Raw genomic sequence first — 17,482 nt, forward strand, 5'->3', positions numbered from 1 at the left:
ACCTTTCAAATTCTTTGTCACCTTGTCTTCCCCCTTAATCCTATGGATTCGTCACACGAACCCCTTGTACAAAAATATTTACAGATTCCACTTCAAGACCAAGCATTTTTTCCAAATGATATTTTACTTTTGATTGGACGTTATGCGCAACCTCAGATATTTTCGTACCGTAACTGACGATGATGTACATATCTATATGAAGTTCTTCTTCCTCTTCACGTGTAATCACTCCACGGCGGAAATTTTCTCTTCCTAATAAGTCGCTTAATCCATCTTTAAATTGTTTCTGTGAGGCCATTCCAACAATTCCGTAGCAATCAATTGCGGCTCCTCCAGCAATGGTCGCAACAACATCTTGAGACACATCAATTGTGCCTAATTGTGTTTTTAATTCAATAGTCATGGTTTGCCTCCTTCAATAATATACAACGTGCATACGTATCAATATTTTACTATAACACCCACTAATTTAAAAGTCATTTTTTAGTCAAGGAGATTTACTTGTCTTTACTTATTGCTTTCTTTTAATGGCTATGCTAAGATACTTGGGTGACTAAGTCATCGTGATAAAAAACGAGACTGTTTTAAGGAGGTGCCACTGACATGGCTCGTGAATGTTATATTACTGGTCGTAAAGCGCGTTCTGGAAACAAGCGCTCTCATGCAATGAATAAAACAAAGCGCCGTTGGGGTGCAAACGTACAGAAAGTTCGTATCATGGTAGATGGAAAACCTAAACGTGTATACGTTTCTGCTCGTGCACTTAAATCCGGAAAAGTAGAACGTGTTTAATCAAAAAAACGCCCTTGCATGCGCAAGGCGTTTTTTTGGTTAGTCTTTTTTAAACGAGCCAAGCATTACTCTTACAAATCCCCCTAAAAACTTCGGTAGCTTGATCGTATAGAATTTCATAGATCCTCCTCCTAAAGAGCATTCAAACCGGCCCTAGCTCTAAGAATGTCAATCGAGCACACATTACATATAGGGGAAGTCCGTATCAAAACAAAGGCTACAATCTCTTTGACCTCTACGCATTTTAATAGAACATTCCTACAAGCAAACGTGTCCACCCGTCGTTACTCTAGCGTATGCAGGAGAAAAGAAAATCAGACCTACTTTCCACCTCGAATTTCAGCAATAGCCTTCTCATAGTTCTCTGCTTTAAAGATCGATGAACCTGCTACAAGAATGGTAGCTCCAGCTTCCACGCAAGCTCTCGCTGTCTCAACATGAATCCCTCCATCTACTTGAATATCAACAGGAAGCTGTCGTTCATCGATAACAGCGCGAATTTGTCTGATATTTTCTAACGTAGTCGGAATAAACGATTGGCCACCAAAACCAGGGTTTACAGTCATCTGAAGGACAAAATCCACATCTTGTAAAACCGGCATAATCGCTTGTGCCGGCGTACCTGGATTTAAGACAACGCCTGCTTTTAAGCCAGCTTCTTTAATGGAATGAATGGTCTTATGTACATGCTTTGTTGCTTCCACATGAACACTGATACAATCTGCACCTGCGTTCACAAAAAAATCAATTTGATTTTCTGGTTGCTCAACCATGAGATGGACATCAAGCGGTAAATTCGTTAAGGGGCGAATGGCTTCAACCATTTGATGACCGAAAGTAATTGGTGGAACAAATTGACCATCCATCACATCAAGGTGAATCCAATCAGCTCCAGCATGTTCCATTTCTTTAACGTTCTCCCCCATTCTTGAGAAGTCGCTTGCTAAAATGGACGGGGCAATTTTTATCATCATTAATATCTCCTTTTTTGACTTTTTACTTCTTCTAAAAATTGAAGATAGTGTTCGTGTCTTGATGGCTGGATGTCTCCATCTTCCACAGCCTCTTTTATCGCGCATTTTGGCTCCTTATCGTGTAAGCAGCCTCGAAATTTACATCCATCCATTCGTTCGACAAACTCCGGAAAATAAAAGCGTAGGTCCTCTTGCTCCATATCTTCAAAATCTAGCGAGCTAAACCCTGGTGTATCGGCAATTAAACCTTTCTCAATTTCAATTAGCTCAACGTGTCGAGTTGTATGCTTCCCTCTTCCTAAATGGGTTGAGATTTCATTTGTTTCTAAATTCATCCCAGGCTTTAACGTATTTAAGAAAGACGATTTCCCTACACCAGACTGACCAGCAATGACAGTGACTTTTCCTTCGATATATGGTGTGAGTGTGGATGGGTCTAATTCTTCTTTAGAAGACGCATATAAAACCGTGTAGCCAACTTGCTTATACAGCGATACAACCGTTTCAATGTCGACTTTTTCATCTTGTTGATGGACTAAGTCCATTTTTGTAATAATAATAATGGGCAAAATCTCTTGTCGCTCGATATGGACGAGAAAGCGGTCAAGTAGCGCTGTTGAAAAATCAGGCTCTTTCGCCGAAAAAATTAAGAATGCTTGGTCAACGTTTGCAATTGGCGGACGAACTAGTTCGTTGCTTCGCTCCATAATGTCCATTACGTATCCATCCGTCTCGTTTTCAGCTTGATACTCTACTTGATCCCCAACAAGAGGCGAGCGCTTTTGCTTACGAAAGACACCTCTTGCGCGACATTGGGTGATTGTTCCCTTATCATATACATAATAATAGCCGGCCAATGCTTTTATAATGAGTCCATTTGGCATGCCATTCCTCCTTTAAGAGAAGCTGTCACGTGAGACAGCTTCTACTCATCATCTTCGTATTCGTACACGTCCGATTCGCGGTTGAACTCTCCGTCAATATAAACTTCATAGGAACCTGGATAACTTGGGCTGACGCGCAAATCAATCGTAAATTCCGTCGGTTCGGAAATGGTTTCTTCGATAACGACACGCTCATCCCCTTGTGAATTCGCATCTGTGGCTACAATACGGACATCAAAGCTCCGTTCTTGAGCTTGATGTTCTTCTGACACAACAACCGTTTGCGTAACACGATACACTGAACTTGGCTCTTCTTCATCAACTGGGTCTTCCACTGGATCTGCGTCCACCGGGTCTTCGACTTCACCTTCAGGTTGCTGTGGTACGTCTGCAGACTCATCTGGCTCACTCGGTTCTGGCCCGCGGGAGAGCACAATCTCAACACGATCTCCTTGATTCATGGAAGTAAGTGGTTCTGGCGATTGACGAATTACACGCCCTTCTGGAATATCTTCATCGTGTTCACGTTCAAATGTACCCCTTAACCCTTCTGTGTTAAAGTAGGCACGTACATCTTCTTCTGTTTGATTAACAAGATCATCAAGCTGTATGGTTTCAGGCACGGCGACTGTTAACACAATGGTTGTATCCGCAGGCACAACGCTAGATCCTGATGAAGGGCTTTGGGAAATAACCGTTCCTTCTTGGGCGCTGTTATCTTCTCTTGCTTGTTCTTCTACACTAAACCCTAGCTGATCGAGCAAACGCTCTGCTTGACTAAAGGTATAACCTGAATAATCATCAAGGGTCACTTCTTCACGGGACGCAACAATATAAAGCGTCACTTCCGAACCTTCTTTTACCGTTCTTCCTGCTCGTGGAGACTGATTTGCCACCTGCCCTGGCTCATAATCCTCACTGGAAATTGGTTCCGTACTTGCTTCAAGCTGGTTCTCTTCAATTTCGGCAATCGCATCTGCCTCTTCCATGCCAACCACGTCAGGAATATCTGTTTCTTCGACGAAAAATACTTCACTCCATACGGTAAACACAAGGATAAGAGATCCAATTAAAACGAGGAGACCGATGATGCTCGCCCATAACCATTTTTTCTTCTTTTTCTTTTTCGTTTTCCCGACAGGAGCAGTGCTCTTTTTCTGTTCTTCTTCCTCTGTTGCTTCTTCAGGCTTGTCTTCTACTTGCGCAGGAATTTCAATCGTTTTTTCCTCATCTTCGTTCGTTGCAAATCCAGCGACAAGCGGTAGTTCTTTTGTTTGGTCGTGGTCTTCATCTCGATCGTCTGTCAGAATAGGTGCCTCTTGATTTGGATCTAACGCCACGTCACAAGCCCAGATGACATCTTCCGCTGAGTTAAACCGTAAATTCGGGTCTTTCATTGTTGCCTTTTTAATGATGTCTTCCACACTTTGCGGAATGCTCGGTACAAGCTCTCTTGCAGACGGAATGTCGTTTTGTAAATGTTTAATAGCAATCGATACGGCTGTATCACCTGAAAACGGAATCTTACCTGTCAGCATTTCAAACAAAACAATCCCGAGGGAATATAGATCCGAGCGGTACGTCACATGACCACCACGAGCTTGCTCTGGAGACAAATAATGAACAGAGCCCATTACAGAGTTTGTATGAGTGATGGTTGTCGATGTCATGGCTCTTGCAATGCCAAAGTCCGTTACTTTTGCTTCTCCATCCTCACTAATCAAGATATTTTGTGGCTTCATGTCCCGGTGTACAATTTGCATCGCGTGGGCATGGCCGACACCATGTAAGATTTGCTTAAAATAATCAAGCGCTGTTGCAATATCTAATGGGCCATCTTCTTGAATGACTTCTTTCAGCGTGCGACCTTTCACATACTCCATTACAATATAATAAAGATCTTCCTCTTCACCAACATCAAAAATGTTGACAATGTGAGGATTGGTCAAACTTGTCGCTGCCTGAGCTTCTCTTCTAAACCGTTTAATAAACTGTTCGTCTTTTGAAAACTGAGGTTGAAGGACTTTTACCGCTACATGACGATCTAAAATGACATCTAATGCTAAATACACATTTGCCATACCACCGCCGCCGATGCTGTCCAAAACGACGTAGCGGTCACCAATACGTTCTCCAATCATTTTATTGCAGCTCCTCAGTGAATCGTACTAAAGCGACTGTAATGTTGTCTTCGCCTCCGCGATCATTTGCACGAGCAACGAGTGATTTTGCAACTTGGGACAGCTCATCCTCTCGTTGCAGTTCAATTGCCAACTCATTGTCTTTTACCTTATCCGATAAACCGTCTGAGCAAATCATTAAAAGTTTAATCGGGTCTGCCGCTATCGTGTCTGTCTCAACCTTTACGTCCACTTCTGTGCCAAGAGCGCGTAACACAACATTTTTGCGGGGATGATCTTCTGCCTCTTCCGGAGACAATTGTCCATTTTTCAAGAGTTCAGCAACAAGCGAGTGATCCATGGTCTGTTGTTTAAGCCCTTGGTCTGTTAGCACGTACAACCGACTGTCTCCTACGTGAGCGACGGCTATAAATTCATCTGTACAAAAAGCAGCCACTGCCGTCGTTCCCATCCCATCACATTCTTTGTTTTCTTTTGCATGGGTATAAATGGCTTCATTCATTTCAACAAACGTTTGTTGTAAAAACGTCTCTGCTTCTATAGCGGTCATCGGTTGCGACAAATCGTCCCACTTTTTTTTCATAATACGGAGCGCAATTGCACTCGCCACATCGCCAGCAGAATGCCCGCCCATCCCATCAGCTACAAAGGCGAGCGTGCCGTTCGTTGACGTTAAAATCGCACCATTATCTTCATTGTTTGAGCGAACTCTTCCTATATCCGTTAAAAAAGCAGTGCTTTCAACCAAAAACTTCACCTCATTTGTTCATTATCATGACGTTTTATAGACGGGACAGTCTAGCTTTCTTTTCGTTTTAGCGCAACCATAAAAAAGCCATCTGTCTTAAAATCTTGTGGCAGAATCGTTAATCCATAAGGACCAAAGCGCCCTTCTTCTCTTACACGACTCGGCAATCGCTCATACGCTTTCGTGTCCACTTCAAACCCATGAGAGTCTAAAAAGGCTTCTACAACGTGGTCATTCTCTTCATGATCAACTGTGCACGTACTATAGACAAGCGTACCACCTTGATGAACAAATTGACTGGCATTTTCTAAAATTGTACGTTGCGTATCAACAATTCGAACCGTATCTTCTTCGGTCTTAGACCAGCGGATATCCGGTTTCCGACGAATCACGCCTAAACCTGTACAAGGAGCATCAACAAGAACCCGATCATAAGAGCCATCTAGGCGCTCCGTTAATTTTTTTGCATCTTGCATATCAGCCTTTACGTTCGAAAGCTGTAGCCTGTCCACTTGTTCCTGGATGAGACGAATCTTTTGTTTATGTAAATCAAAAGACGTCACACTTCCAGTTCCATTTAACGCTTCGGCTAAGTGGGTTGTCTTTCCTCCAGGAGCTGCGCATGTATCAAGTACATCCATACCTGCTTCTACACCAGCTAGCACCCCTACCAACATAGATGCTTCATCTTGAGCCGTAACAAGACCCGTCTTGTATACCGTTGTTGAAAATGGGTTCCCTTTTTTGATCGTAACAGCCAGTTCTGGCAGAATGTTTGAAGGAACAGCTTCTATCCCTTCCGTTTCAAACTGTGCAATCACGTCAGCAACCGTCACTTTCATTTGATTCACACGCAAACTTGTTTCTGGCGGTTGATTGTTCTGTAACGCCATTGCTTGAGCATCATGATAGCCATACTGCGCGACCCATTTTTTCACTAGCCACTCTGGATGGCTTGTCTCCACAGCTAAGCGCTCAATCTCATCTTTAATCGCCGTAACAGCAGGTACCCCTTCACGTTGAATCGAGCGAAGGACACCGTTAATTAATCCACTAATCCCTTTGTGCCCTCGTTTATTCGCAATCTTTACGGCCTCGTGCACAATGGCTCGATCTGGGATTCGATCTAAATAGACCATTTGATAAACAGACAAGCGCAACAGCACATCAACCCAAAGTTCACGCTTCTTTTTGCCTTTTTGTAAAAATGGACTTAAATAATAATCGAGGGTTAATCGACGGGCAATCGTTCCATAGACAAGCTCTGTTAAAAGTCCAGTATCTTGTTGCGATAATCCTGCTTCTTTTAGCGTATGGTTAACGAGTAAATGACTGTATGCTTGGTTTTTTTCAATTTTTATTAATGCATCAAGCGCGACTTCTCGTACGGTTACATTATCCTTCGTCATGCTGTACTCCTAGTTGTATGGATTGAGAAAATTGTTGCGTGAGCTGACTAGCATCCATTGCTTTTTTTCCTGCTAGCTGCACATTGGTTAAGCAAAGAATTGTACCGTCTCCAGTAGCAACAAAAATGCCTTCTTTATTGCTTCGTACCACTGTTCCTGGCTTGGCGGAAGTCGTTTCGGTTGTGGCAGTGGCTGCCCATACTTTTAAACGCTTGCCTTCGAACCATGTGAACGCGCCTGGCCAAGGGCGCATGCCGCGCACTTGATTCGCAAGTTGCTGTGCGGGCTTTTCCCAGCTCAGTTCCTCTTGTTCACGTCGAATGTTTGGCGCAAACGTGACTTGATCATTTTCTTGAGGAACAGCTTTTGCCTGGCCTGACCGAATCTCTTTTATTGTTGTCATAAGCAGATCGGCACCAATTATACTTAATTTATGGTGCATCGTCCCAACATCATCATCTGCTTCAATCGGCGTTGCTTGCTGAGCTAATACATCTCCAGCGTCAAGTTTTTCTTCCATATACATAATGGAAATACCTGTTTCCTTTTCTCCATCTATAATCGCTTGGTGGATAGGTGCTCCACCACGGTATTTTGGAAGCAAAGAAGCATGGACATTAATACAACCGTATTTTGGTGCATCTAACAAAGCTCGAGGGACGATTTGCCCGTAAGCTGCCGTAACAATAATGTCAGGATTTAATGAGACAATCTCTTCATAGTTTTGGCGAATCTTTTCTGGCTGAATCACTTTAATATCGTGTTTTTGCGCTTCCACTTTAACAGGACTTGGCGTTAAAACACGCTTCCTTCCAACAGGTCGATCTGGTTGCGTAACAACGGCGATCACACTATGATGCTCCATTAATTTCTTTAAAACAGGCACCGAAAACTCCGGTGTTCCCATAAAAACTACGTTCACGTTCATCACTCCTACTCTTACATAAAAAAGTACGGATGGACATCCATACTAATGGCTAACCTTTTGTTTGTTTTATCGCGCTGATAGTGATTTAACACCGCTTCTAGCGTATCGTGTAGCTTTGGTTCATGCCTGTATTTTATCACGCATTGGTAGCGATATCTATCTTTGATCCGAGCAATTGGCGAGACGACTGGGCCGAGGATAATCGTTTCATCCGAAAGAGCTTGTTTAAAGTATGCAGCAACCTTACCTGATGCTTTAATGACTGATGCTAAATCTTCATCCGAAATCGTGACTAACGCCATAAAGTAATAAGGCGGATACCCACCTTGTTTCCGAATTTGCATCTCATTGGCATAGAACTGCTCATAATTGTGTTGTTTCACAAGTTGGATACTATAGTGATCTGGTGTATAGGACTGCACAATCACTTCTCCTGTTAATTCAGCTCGACCCGCTCGACCAGCTACTTGCTCAAGGACTTGAAACGTTCGTTCAGCACTTCGAAAATCAGGTATATGAAGCATAGAGTCTGCAGCAAGTACGCCTACTAACGTGATATTAGGAAAGTCTAGTCCTTTTGCGATCATTTGCGTTCCTAGTAAAATATCGCCTTTCCCTTGTCCAAATGCATCTAAAAGCGTTTTATGAGAGCCTTTTTTTCTTGTTGTATCGACATCCATGCGAATTACTTTTGCTTCAGGAAAATATTTATAAAGCTCTTCCTCCACTTTTTGCGTTCCTGAACCGAAAAAGCGAATATGTTCACTCTCACATTCATGACATTTCGTTGGCATCGGTTTTTCATCGCCGCAATAATGGCATTTTAGCGCATGTCCTTTTCGGTGATACGTATAAGAGATGTCGCAGTAATCACACGTTGCCACATATCCACAGTCGCGACACATAACGAAAGTAGAGTAGCCTCTGCGATTTAAGAAAAGAACCGTTTGCTCTCCTCGATTTAAACGCTCTTTTAAACCGTCGAGGAGCGCAGTCGAAAACATTGACCGGTTCCCGTTGCGTAACTCTTGCCGCATATCCACAATTGTTACATCCGGCATCGGTCTGGCGTTAATACGTTCACCTAGTGAGAGCAGTTTATAATTGCCTTTTTTTGCACGAGCAAACGATTCAATAGATGGTGTGGCGCTACCTAAAATGACTGGTGCACGATGCGATTCCCCACGGTAAATGGCTACATCTCTCGTGTGATAGCGCGGCGCTTCCTCCTGCTTATAACTGGTCTCATGTTCCTCATCGATTATGATAATACCAAGTTGATCAAAAGGAGCAAATACTGCAGATCGGGCACCAACAACCACACTCACTTCTTTTCGATGAATTTTTCGCCATTCATCGTATTTCTCTCCATTTGATAATCCAGAGTGCATGATCGCAACCAAATCCCCAAACCGCGCTTTAAAACGGTCAACCATAAGTGGAGTTAAAGAAATTTCAGGTACGAGCATGATCGCTTGCTGTCCTTTTTCTAACACTTTCGCAATCGCTTGGAGGTAAATTTCTGTTTTTCCACTTCCTGTTACGCCGTGTAAGAGCATAGTCGCATGGGTTCCAGTATGAATTGGTTCGGAAATCTCATCTAAAACAAGCTGTTGGTTTTCTGTTAACGATAGCGGTGCCGTCTTTTTAAACGTTTCGTTTAACGTTGGGTCACGATAGACTTCTTGGTCCCACTCTCGCACAAATCCTTTATCAATTAATGCTTTTAAAGACGCTCGACTTGTGTTCGTTTTCATTAATACTTCTTGCGACGGAACTTGCTTGTTCTCTTTTAAATGCGCGAGCAACACCCATTGCTTTTTGGCTTTTCGTTGGAGTTCCTCTAAATCTTTGTCCGTCCCATGTACAAATTCTACGACACGCTGTGTTTTCATTTTTGTATGGGCACTTGTTGCATAGTCTAATTCTACCAGCCCAGCTTCCATCGCTTTTTTAATATCAACGAGATGTTGTGGCGTTTGTTTTTTTACGTCATCCCAATCGAGCTGATCCTGTTGGAATAACGCTTGAAGCGTATGCGTTAGCTGCGATCGATCTGCAAGTAAATTAATTTTTTTTGACACTTTCGTTTTCAACGCGGCAGGAAGCATTGCCTGAAATGCTGTTACCTGAAAACAAATGGTTGAGTTTGCAAGCCATTTCCCTAGCGCTAACAACTCTTCACTTAATACAGGAACTGGATCTAGCACTTCAGTGATTTCTTTTAATTTCTTCACATCACTTACTTCTACGAGTTCAACGACAAAGCCTTGTATCTTACGAGGTCCAAAAGGCACAACAACCCGAACGCCTGGCTGCACGACCGTTGTCCACGCTTGAGGTACGAGATAGTCAAACTGCCGATCTGTCTGGGCCGTTGGTACATCAACAATAATACGCGCAATCACAAAGCATCTCTTCGATTCAAATAATCTTCCATTTCATCAAAAATGTGGCGCGCCACCTCTGATTTTGCCGCTAAGGGATAGCTTTGTTCGTGACCATCTTTTGCATACACTGTCACAATATTTGTATCGTGATCAAAGCCAGCCCCTTCGGCTGTAATATTGTTCGCAACGATGATATCCAAATTCTTGCGTTCAAGCTTCGATTTTGCATATTGCTCAACATGTTCCGATTCTGCAGCAAATCCAACTAATAGTTGATGCTGCTTTAATTCGCCAAGACGTTTTAACGTATCTTTTGTTTTCGTAAGAGAAAGAGACCAATCCTCTGTTTGTTTCTTCCGTTTTTGATTCGAAACCGTTTCCGCTGCATAATCGGCTACTGCTGCAGATTTGATCACAATATCAACCTTATCGTAGCGAGCTGTTACTTCTCGATACATGTCTTCTGCGGATTGAATCGAAATCACCTCTACGCCTGTTGGAGGGGTTAACCCTGTTGGTCCGGTAACAAGCGTAACGTGAGCACCGCGATTTCTTGCTTCAAGTGCCAGTGCATACCCAGTCTTTCCTGATGAATAGTTTGACAAATAGCGAACCGGATCAATTTTTTCTCTCGTCGGTCCTGCTGTAATGAGAACGTGCTTACCTGTGAATATGGTCGTATCAATCATCATCAACTGGATGAGCTCGAGCAAATCTTCTGGTTCAGCCATTCTGCCTTTTCCTACCCAGCCACAAGCGAGGTAGCCAGCATTTGGTTCAATCAGGTGATAGCCATACGTTTTTAATTGTTGTAAATTACGCTGTGTTGCTGGATGATCATACATATTAACATTCATCGCTGGCGCAATAACAACTGGTGCTTTCGTCGCAAGTAATAGAGTCGTTAACATATTGTCAGCGATCCCATTCGCTAGTTTTGAAATGGTATTGGCGCTCGCTGGTGCTACAAGCACTAAATCCGCTCGATCCGCTACATCAATATGAGCAATCTTTGTTGCATCTGGTTCATAAAACGTATCTGTAAACACTTCATTTCTTGAGAGTGCTTGAAACGTTGTCGTCGCGATAAATTGCTTTGCTGATTCAGTCATAACCACATACACGTTTGCCCCAGCTTGTGTTAGTTTACTAACCAACGCCGCACTTTTAAACGCAGCAATCCCACCACTTACGCCAATAACAATGGTCTTATTCTTCAACACAATTATCACCCCACATAAAAAAAGCTGTCTCCTCTACTAGCACGTTGTTGACACAAAACATGCTGATTAGTCTACGAAGACAGCTTACGATTTACTCTTTGTTATTTAATTCGTCTTCTGATAGAACACGGTGTGTTAATTGATTTCCAACAATTTCTTCTAGTGCTAAGCCAACAAACTTGTATGATTTCGCATCTGGAACAAGCGGCGTGCGGCTTGGTACTTCTTTCATTTCTCTTGCTCGTCTTGAAGAGACAGTGACAAGGGAGTATTTCGAGTCTAATTTTTCTAATAAGCTATCAATGGATGGATATAGCATTATTTTTTCACCTCAACTAATTCTTGGTATTTTAAACGTTCTCTTCGACAATGCTCAGCTGTGACAATCGATTTAATTCGCTCCACTGCAAGCTCAACCTCATCATTTTCAACCACATAATCATACATGCGCATCAAGTCAATTTCTTCTTTTGCCACATGCATACGCTCATTTATAATCGCTTCGGTTTCCGTTCCACGACCAACAATTCGATCACGCAGTTCTTTCAAACTTGGCGGTGCTAAAAAGATAAATACACCTTCTGGGAACGCTTGACGTACTTTCTGTGCGCCTTGAACTTCAATTTCTAAAATAATGTCTTTTCCAGAGTTAATGGTTTCCCTTACGTATTCAACAGGTGTTCCATAATAGTTTCCTACGTACTCCGCCCATTCTAATAAAGCTTCATCTTTAATCATTTGTTCAAAGTCTTCTCTTGATTTAAAGAAGTAGTTAACACCATGCTCTTCCCCAGCTCTTGGCTTTCTCGTTGTCGCTGAAACAGAATATTGAATGGCTGTATCTTGTTTTCGAAGAGCCCCACAAACCGTTCCTTTGCCAACTCCAGCTGGACCTGACAGAACAATTAGCAGTCCCTTTTCTCTCTTCATCAAAATGGTTTACCCTCCTGCTTAAGCCTCGTCAGCTTCTTCGTCTTTCGTATGTAATCGCTGGGCAACGGTTTCTGGTTGAACCGCACTTAAAATTACATGGTCAGAATCTGTAACAATGACAGCTCGTGTTCTTCTTCCATATGTCGCGTCAATTAACATATTTCGCTCCCGAGCTTCTTGCATAATGCGCTTGATCGGTGCTGATTCTGGACTGACAATCGATATAATTCGATTCGCGGAGACAATATTGCCGAAGCCAATATTAATTAATTTTATGGTCATTCTTCAATCCTCCAAAAAAGTAAACGAGCTGCTATTCTATCATTCATTATACCAAATCTCTCTTTTGTTATACGGATAAAATGGTTTTTAAAACTCGTACAAGATTCATGTAAACTTAATTTTACCTTATTTCGCATTTGCCGTAAAGATCACGAAGCCCTTATCTATGAATAGACAAGGACTTCGGGTGTATTTATGCGGCTGAGCGGACGTCATGTTTCTTGAATAATTGAAATCCACCAAGAACAACAGTAGGAATCGCTGCCATTCCCATTACTAGAAGCCACTCTTGTAAACCAAGAGGTACAGTATGGAAAATTGGTTGTAGTTGCGGTACATAGATTACGGCGATCATGAGAATGACCGAAATCAGTACAGCACCAACTAAGTATTTATTTTCGAATAAATTTCTGTGATAAATCGAATACTCGCTTCGACAATCAAAAACATGAATTAATTGTGCCATAACGAGAGTCAAAAATGCAACAGTTTGCGCTAGGATGAGCTGTTCAGGATCATTGTTATACGTTAACGCAAATGCGACAATCGTCACAACTCCGATCATAATGCCACGGCTTATAATCTTCCAGCCAAGTCCCCGAGCAAAGACGCTTTCGTTTTGTTTTCGAGGCTTCCGTTTCATCACATCGCCTTCCGCCTGATCCATGCCAAGTGCAATAGCCGGTAGTCCATCTGTTACGAGATTAATCCATAAAATTTGAATCGCTACGAGCGGCAACGGCATGCCTAAAATCATCGCAAACAGCATAACGAGAATTTCTCCTACGTTTGAAGCGAGCATATAGCGGATAAATTTACGGATGTTCTCATAAATGTTTCGCCCTTCTTTAATCGCTTCTTTAATTGTTAAGAAATTATCGTCAGCGAGCACGAGCTCTGATGCTTCTTTCGCCACATCCGTCCCGGTAATGCCCATAGATATCCCGATATTTGCCGCTTTAATGGCAGGCGCATCATTCACACCATCCCCTGTCATTGCCACAATATGGTCTTTCTTTTGAAGTGCTTGAACAATCTTCAGCTTATGCTCAGGCGATACCCGGGCATAGACGTAGATGTCATCCACCATTTCTTCAAGTTCGTCCACTGAGAGGCTATCAAGGGTTTTTCCATCAATCACAAGTCCACCTTGAGGCAAAATCGTAAGCTCTTTTGCAATCGCTGCGGCTGTGATCTTATGGTCACCTGTAATCATGACCGTTTTAATACCAGCTTCTCGGCATTCTTGAATCGCTTGTTTCGCCTCTTCCCGAGGAGGGTCGATCATGCCTTGAATGCCGATTAACGTTAAATCCGTTTCTGCTTCTTTTGTTGTTTGAACCGTCTCCCCTAAACGTAACGGACGATACGCAATTGCAATCGTTCGCAACGCTTTACTCGCCATTTCATCTACAGTCTCATTCACTCGCTGACGTGTAGATTGGGTTAACTGTTCATCCATCGATCCTTTACGAATGCGCTCACAGTGAGCAAGGACGACATCTGGTGCCCCTTTCGTAATCACGTATGATTGACCTTTCTTATCTTTTATGATAACTGTCATCATTTTTCGTGCCGAATCAAACGGAAACTCTATTACTCGATTGTACTGCTCGTGTAAACCTTCTTTTGAGTAGCCTGCTTTCATGGCTGAAAGGAGTAAAGCCCCTTCCGTTGGATCCCCATCTAATACAAGTTTTTGTTTCGTTTTTCGCTTTTCACGCACTTCTTTTTCAACGAAAGAGGCATTGTTACAAAGGGCTCCATAACTTAACAGTCGGCTTAAAGTTGGTTTTTTATCTGGTAATACAACGGCATCGTATTCTTTAAACGTCCCTTCTGTTTCAAAGCCATTTCCAGTAACGTGAACGTGCTCGCTTGCTGTCCATAATTCTTTAACGGTCATTTTGTTTTGCGTTAAGGTTCCCGTTTTGTCCGAACAAATGACCGATGCACACCCTAGTGTTTCGACGGCAGGAAGCTTCCGAACAATACCGCGTCTCTTAATCATCCGCTGCACACCTAAGGCTAACGCAACCGTTACAATGGCTGGCAACCCTTCTGGAATCGCCGCAACGGCTAACGATACCCCGGAAATAAACATGGTTTGAACGTCATGGCCTTGTATAACCCCAATGCCTACGACTAAGGCTGTTAAAAGCAAAGCAACCGCAATTAAAGTCTTACCGAGTTGTTCAAGACGTCGCTGCAATGGTGTAACGACATTGGTTGTTTCCTGAAGAAGATGCGCAATTTTGCCCATTTCGGTTTTCATTCCAGTGCCAACCACAATGCCTGTTCCACTTCCTTGTGTGACCATCGTTCCCATAAACGCCATATTTTCCTGATCACCTAGAGAAACGTCTTGCTGTTCAATCGGATGGTGATGTTTATGGGTGGGGACCGATTCGCCGGTTAAAGAAGCTTCATCAATCCGTAAACCTGATACAGAGATGAGACGTAAGTCTGCACCAACCCGATCCCCTGCGCTTATTTTTACATAGTCGCCTGGAACGATTTCGCTTGATAATACTTTCGTCCATTCATCATTTCGTTTTACGTTCATTTGTGGGGCTGAAAGTTCTTTTAATGCATCAAGGGATTTCTCAGCCTTACGTTCTTGAACAAATCCAAGAATGGCATTTAAAAACACAATACCCATAATCGTGACCGCATCGAGCATTTCACCAATTAAACCAGAGATCAACGTTGCTGCCAGTAAGACTAGCACCATAAAATCTTTAAATTGGGCGAGGAAAGTCGCCAACGCTGAAGGCTTTTCTGCTTCTTTAAGCTTGTTCAACCCATACGTACTGACGCGTTTTTTAACATTCTTGTCTGTAAGACCTTTCGCTATGCTTGCATTCGTCTTGTGTTCCACTTCTTCAGGCTTCATGCTATACCATTTCATGCATACACCTCACACATCTACATCCACCCTTTGTCCTCATAAACTGTACATGCTATACTTACAAGCCATCTTATTCAGCAAGTCCCAAAAAAATGCTATACTTTATCAAGGAAACGATTCGCAGAAAGTAAAGAGGTGATCACATGTCTTACGATGGCATGATGACAAGAGCGATTACACATGAACTTCAACACTTAATTGGCGGACGAATTTCAAAAATTCATCAGCCGTTTAAAACAGAATTAATTTTAACGATCCGGGCGAAAGGGAAAAATCACGCCTTACTCGCTTCAGCAAATGCCCAATTTGCTCGTCTTCATCTGACAGAGGAAAAATATGATAACCCAAGCGAACCACCGATGTTTTGTATGCTGCTTCGTAAGCATCTTGAAGGTGGCTTTGTCCAATCCATTACCCAAGACGGGTTTGACCGTGTCGTTCGTATGACCGTCGCAAACAAAGATGAACTTGGCGACCAAACGGAACGAACGCTCGTCTTTGAGATTATGGGACGCCATAGTAATATTGTTTTACTAAACCCGCACACAGACATGATTTTGGACAGTATTAAACATGTGCGCTTTGACCAGAGTAGCTACAGAACAGTAGGTCCAGGGCAAACGTATAAAACCCCACCTGCTCAAGATAAAAAAGATCCACTTCAAGCAAATGCAAATGATGTGTTAAAACAAATTGATTTTAATTCCGGGAAATTAGATAAGCAGCTCGTTTCAGCGTTTGCAGGACTATCACCACTTCTAACGAAAGAAATTGTGAGTCGAGCCCCGTTTGCCAATCAAACATCCTTACCTGAATCGTTTTTAGGGATTATGGAAGCACTCCGTGAGCATCAGTATTCATTCGAATATGTAAAAGGGGAAAAAGAAACGTTCTCTTACGTCTCTTTGCAACATGTGGAGGGTGAACGGCAACTTTTTTCAAGCGCGAGTGAGCTACTAGATTCATTCTTTTACGGAAAAGCAGAGCGCGATCGAGTGAAACAGCAAGCGCATGATTTGGATCGGTTGTTAAAAAATGAATACCAAAAAAATGTTCGCAAGCAAAAAAAGCTTGAACAAACGTTAACACAAGCAGAAGAAGCGTCGAAGTTTCAAAAATTAGGAGAGTTGCTAACTGCAAACATGCATCTCGTTCAGCGAGGTCATACCCAAATTGAGGTGGTTGACTATTACGATGAAACTGGCGGAATGGTCGCAATTGAACTAGACCCGCAAAAAACGCCTTCAGAAAATGCCCAGTGGTATTTTAAGAAATACCAAAAGGCGAAAACCGCACGTTTAGAAGTCGTCGAGCAAATGAATAGGACCGAACAAGAATTAGCTTATTTAGAAAGCCTCATTCAGCAAATGGATTCAGCGTCTCCTCGTGACGTTGAAGAAATTCGTGAGGAATTAATGGAAGAAGGCTACTTAAAAAAACGCCTTCAGCAAGGCAAGAAAAAGAAAAAACAAGCCACTACACCTACACTAGAACGGTACCAATCATCGACAGGAATCGAGTTTCTTGTCGGTAAAAACAATCGTCAAAATGAGTATCTTTCCAATCGATTTGCCCGTCAAAACGACATTTGGCTGCATACAAAAGATATTCCAGGTTCTCATGTTGTCATTCGTGCGGACGAACCCGACGACACTACGTTGGCAGAAGCTGCACTTGTTGCTGCGTTCTTCTCGAAAGCACGAGACTCTGGTTCGGTGCCTGTTGATTACACAAAAATTCGCCATGTTAAAAAGCCAAATGGCGCAAAACCTGGCTACGTGACGTACGACAATCAATCGACACTGTTCGTCACTCCTAATGAACAAAAGGTTCGACAATTGAAAGCATAACGAAAATGAGCGTATGG

16 protein-coding genes are annotated in these 17,482 nt (G+C 42.7%); 2 read left to right on the forward strand and 14 right to left on the reverse strand.

Annotated features, from left to right (window positions below; all coding sequences use genetic code 11):
* Positions 1–40: 40 nt before the first annotated feature.
* Positions 41–403 carry an Asp23/Gls24 family envelope stress response protein gene (locus ABC361_RS11895; RefSeq protein WP_099301109.1) on the reverse strand — a complete coding sequence of 121 codons (363 nt, stop codon included), beginning with the start codon at positions 401–403 and terminating at the stop codon, positions 41–43.
* Positions 404–603: 200 nt separating this feature from the next.
* Here ABC361_RS11895 and rpmB point away from each other — a divergent pair, with 200 nt between their 5' ends.
* Positions 604–792 (forward strand): 50S ribosomal protein L28, encoded by a 189-nt coding sequence (rpmB, locus tag ABC361_RS11900; RefSeq protein WP_035441949.1) that lies wholly within the window; start codon positions 604–606, stop codon positions 790–792.
* Positions 793–831: 39 nt separating this feature from the next.
* Here the strand turns inward: rpmB and spoVM are convergent, their stop codons facing one another.
* From spoVM to ABC361_RS11965, 13 genes are all read right to left on the reverse strand, one after another.
* Entirely contained in the window at positions 832–912 is an 81-nt protein-coding gene (spoVM, locus tag ABC361_RS11905; RefSeq protein ID WP_035395149.1) for a stage V sporulation protein SpoVM, read from the reverse strand.
* A gap of 200 nt (positions 913–1,112) precedes the next feature.
* Positions 1,113–1,763: a ribulose-phosphate 3-epimerase gene (gene rpe / locus ABC361_RS11910; RefSeq protein ID WP_413074176.1), complete on the reverse strand. Its 651-nt coding sequence runs from the start codon at positions 1,761–1,763 to the stop codon at positions 1,113–1,115.
* A 2-nt stretch (positions 1,764–1,765) separates the two neighbouring features.
* On the reverse strand, positions 1,766–2,650 hold the full coding sequence (gene rsgA, locus ABC361_RS11915) for a ribosome small subunit-dependent GTPase A (protein WP_413074177.1): 885 nt from the start codon (positions 2,648–2,650) through the stop codon (positions 1,766–1,768).
* Between the two features lie 41 nt (positions 2,651–2,691).
* Entirely contained in the window at positions 2,692–4,791 is a 2,100-nt protein-coding gene (gene pknB / locus ABC361_RS11920) for a Stk1 family PASTA domain-containing Ser/Thr kinase (RefSeq protein WP_413074178.1), read from the reverse strand.
* 1 nt (position 4,792) lies between these two features.
* Positions 4,793–5,539, reverse strand: coding sequence for a Stp1/IreP family PP2C-type Ser/Thr phosphatase (locus ABC361_RS11925; protein WP_413074179.1), 747 nt, complete (start codon positions 5,537–5,539; stop codon positions 4,793–4,795).
* A gap of 50 nt (positions 5,540–5,589) precedes the next feature.
* The gene (gene rsmB, locus ABC361_RS11930; RefSeq protein ID WP_413074180.1) at positions 5,590–6,948 is read right to left on the reverse strand and encodes a 16S rRNA (cytosine(967)-C(5))-methyltransferase RsmB; all 1,359 of its coding nucleotides are present in this window, start codon (positions 6,946–6,948) and stop codon (positions 5,590–5,592) included.
* On the reverse strand, positions 6,935–7,876 hold the full coding sequence (fmt, locus tag ABC361_RS11935; protein ID WP_413074181.1) for a methionyl-tRNA formyltransferase: 942 nt from the start codon (positions 7,874–7,876) through the stop codon (positions 6,935–6,937). Before fmt ends, rsmB begins: the two co-directional genes overlap by 14 nt.
* 11 nt (positions 7,877–7,887) lie before the next feature.
* Complete coding sequence (gene priA, locus ABC361_RS11940; protein WP_413074182.1) at positions 7,888–10,284, reverse strand: primosomal protein N'; 2,397 nt, start codon at positions 10,282–10,284, stop codon at positions 7,888–7,890.
* A complete protein-coding gene (coaBC, locus tag ABC361_RS11945) occupies positions 10,281–11,489 on the reverse strand; it encodes a bifunctional phosphopantothenoylcysteine decarboxylase/phosphopantothenate--cysteine ligase CoaBC (RefSeq protein WP_413074183.1) in 1,209 nt (402 codons plus the stop codon). Before coaBC ends, priA begins: the two co-directional genes overlap by 4 nt.
* Positions 11,490–11,580: 91 nt before the next feature.
* The gene (rpoZ, locus tag ABC361_RS11950) at positions 11,581–11,808 is read right to left on the reverse strand and encodes a DNA-directed RNA polymerase subunit omega (protein ID WP_099301118.1); all 228 of its coding nucleotides are present in this window, start codon (positions 11,806–11,808) and stop codon (positions 11,581–11,583) included.
* On the reverse strand, positions 11,808–12,419 hold the full coding sequence (gmk, locus tag ABC361_RS11955) for a guanylate kinase (RefSeq protein WP_413075766.1): 612 nt from the start codon (positions 12,417–12,419) through the stop codon (positions 11,808–11,810). Before gmk ends, rpoZ begins: the two co-directional genes overlap by 1 nt.
* Positions 12,420–12,440: 21 nt before the next feature.
* Positions 12,441–12,704 carry an extracellular matrix/biofilm regulator RemA gene (gene remA / locus ABC361_RS11960; protein ID WP_035395155.1) on the reverse strand — a complete coding sequence of 88 codons (264 nt, stop codon included), beginning with the start codon at positions 12,702–12,704 and terminating at the stop codon, positions 12,441–12,443.
* Between the two features lie 193 nt (positions 12,705–12,897).
* Positions 12,898–15,615: a cation-translocating P-type ATPase gene (locus ABC361_RS11965; RefSeq protein ID WP_413074184.1), complete on the reverse strand. Its 2,718-nt coding sequence runs from the start codon at positions 15,613–15,615 to the stop codon at positions 12,898–12,900.
* Between the two features lie 143 nt (positions 15,616–15,758).
* On the opposite strand from ABC361_RS11965, the gene ABC361_RS11970 reads away from it, so the two are divergent.
* Positions 15,759–17,465: an Rqc2 family fibronectin-binding protein gene (locus ABC361_RS11970; protein WP_413074185.1), complete on the forward strand. Its 1,707-nt coding sequence runs from the start codon at positions 15,759–15,761 to the stop codon at positions 17,463–17,465.
* The last annotated feature ends 17 nt before the right edge of the window (positions 17,466–17,482 follow it).

Origin of the sequence: Shouchella phoenicis (assembly GCF_047238345.1) — a bacterium.
GTDB lineage: Bacteria > Bacillota > Bacilli > Bacillales > Bacillaceae_D > Shouchella.

Coding starts and splice junctions, on each gene's coding strand:
- ABC361_RS11895 (WP_099301109.1), bottom strand. CDS start 403: ATGACTATTGAATTAAAAACACAATTAGGCACAATTGATGTGTCTCAA.
- rpmB (WP_035441949.1), top strand. CDS start 604: ATGGCTCGTGAATGTTATATTACTGGTCGTAAAGCGCGTTCTGGAAAC.
- spoVM (WP_035395149.1), bottom strand. CDS start 912: ATGAAATTCTATACGATCAAGCTACCGAAGTTTTTAGGGGGATTTGTA.
- rpe (WP_413074176.1), bottom strand. CDS start 1,763: ATGATAAAAATTGCCCCGTCCATTTTAGCAAGCGACTTCTCAAGAATG.
- rsgA (WP_413074177.1), bottom strand. CDS start 2,650: ATGCCAAATGGACTCATTATAAAAGCATTGGCCGGCTATTATTATGTA.
- pknB (WP_413074178.1), bottom strand. CDS start 4,791: ATGATTGGAGAACGTATTGGTGACCGCTACGTCGTTTTGGACAGCATC.
- rsmB (WP_413074180.1), bottom strand. CDS start 6,948: ATGACGAAGGATAATGTAACCGTACGAGAAGTCGCGCTTGATGCATTA.
- fmt (WP_413074181.1), bottom strand. CDS start 7,876: ATGAACGTGAACGTAGTTTTTATGGGAACACCGGAGTTTTCGGTGCCT.
- rpoZ (WP_099301118.1), bottom strand. CDS start 11,808: ATGCTATATCCATCCATTGATAGCTTATTAGAAAAATTAGACTCGAAA.
- gmk (WP_413075766.1), bottom strand. CDS start 12,419: ATGAAGAGAGAAAAGGGACTGCTAATTGTTCTGTCAGGTCCAGCTGGA.
- remA (WP_035395155.1), bottom strand. CDS start 12,704: ATGACCATAAAATTAATTAATATTGGCTTCGGCAATATTGTCTCCGCG.
- ABC361_RS11965 (WP_413074184.1), bottom strand. CDS start 15,615: ATGAAATGGTATAGCATGAAGCCTGAAGAAGTGGAACACAAGACGAAT.
- ABC361_RS11970 (WP_413074185.1), top strand. CDS start 15,759: ATGTCTTACGATGGCATGATGACAAGAGCGATTACACATGAACTTCAA.